The 1,251-nt window shown below is 53.6% G+C and carries 1 protein-coding gene and 2 pseudogenes; all 3 read right to left on the bottom strand.

Annotated features, from left to right (window positions below; all coding sequences use genetic code 11):
• Positions 1–208 (bottom strand): annotated as a pseudogene (locus WM40_RS27060) (IS6 family transposase); the annotation flags it as partial.
• A gap of 72 nt (positions 209–280) precedes the next feature.
• Positions 281–437, bottom strand: a pseudogene (locus WM40_RS30975) (IS6 family transposase); the annotation flags it as partial.
• A 37-nt stretch (positions 438–474) separates the two neighbouring features.
• Positions 475–1,251, bottom strand: a 777-nt coding sequence (locus WM40_RS27055; protein WP_046154643.1) for an OspG family effector kinase, incomplete at its 5' end; no start/stop codon positions are given.

Genomic DNA, 1,251 nt, shown 5'->3' with positions numbered 1-1,251 from the left:
TCCAACTTTTAACGAACTCCGGGGTAAAGCGTTTTACCCAGCGCATGATAGTGGTGTGAGCCAGCGATAAACCGCGCTCAGCCATCATTTCCGCCAGATCGCGTAGGCTGAGCTTGTAGCGAAGGTACCAGCGCACGCACAGCACGATGATTTCGCGATCAAAATGTCGACCATCAAACAACCCATCCCCGCCTTTGCCCTTGCTCATCATCGATCACCCGATTTTTGAGCAGCATAATGTAACAGATTCAGACCACCTATTTGCACCAGAGCCGTTGCACTGCCGAATCTTGATCGGCGTTTCCCGCTCGACATTTATCGCCTGAAGGGCTGCCAGATTCGCGCCGCTTTGTCCACCGTGCCGCTTTGTCCACCGTGACAGTTTCCGGTGTGCCGTTCTGGTCAATCGCCTTTTCAAAATAACGCTTCGCGACAGAACCAACTTGACAATGCCGTCGCGGCCGATGTCAAAATTTATGTGTCTTGATCTTCAGTGGCCCACATCGGTACCATACCGGATTGGTCAATTTTCGCGGCGTCCTCGGGCGACATCTTCGCGACAATCTTCGTGAACGTGTCCTCCCAGATGCCATGTCCTCTTTCGTTATATTCCGCTTTCTCTATGCCAGTTGCCGCAAAATAATTAGTTGTGATGTCTTGCATATCGATTGGCCAGAAAGATTCTCCATCCCACATGATATTTTCGGGATGGAGGTCTCCATGCATGATGCCCTTTGACTGCAACTTCTCTAGCATGTCCACATAGCGTTCTAATGCGTCCTCTGGGAGCGAATTCGGTTGCAGGTCGTCCAAGAGCGTCCCGGGGATGCGATACATTCGCAAATATTGCGTGCCGTCTGCCTCCTCGTAACGCTGCGCGGCATCCGCTCCGTAAAACTGCCGGAACGTCTCCTCTTCCCGGTGAGGAAGATGTATTTCATCGTCTGGATCGTCTTCAGCCTGGTAGTACCGCTTGATCACAAACTCGGGATGGTCCGCGTCTTCGAAGACGTTCCCAAATTGACCTTGGCCTAAATGGTCTCCTAAACGAAGCGACGTCCTATAGCTCGGGTCTGACGGATCGCACACCGAGATAGGCCCGCCGGACGATGTGTCAGATACGGACATCGCGTCATCAGAACCGTGCTCCGAGACCAAGCTACCACTGCCTTCATTGCGCCGTCTGGAAGGGCCGGGGATCGGCTCGTCGGCCTTCTGCGCATTCGCCGCCATCGCAACGTCGTCAAAAGG

The sequence above is a fragment of the Robbsia andropogonis genome (genome assembly GCF_000970345.1).
In the GTDB taxonomy this organism is placed as follows: domain Bacteria; phylum Pseudomonadota; class Gammaproteobacteria; order Burkholderiales; family Burkholderiaceae; genus Robbsia; species Robbsia andropogonis.
Note: the sequence above shows the minus strand (reverse complement) of the source record. Positions and strands in the feature narration are given on the sequence as shown.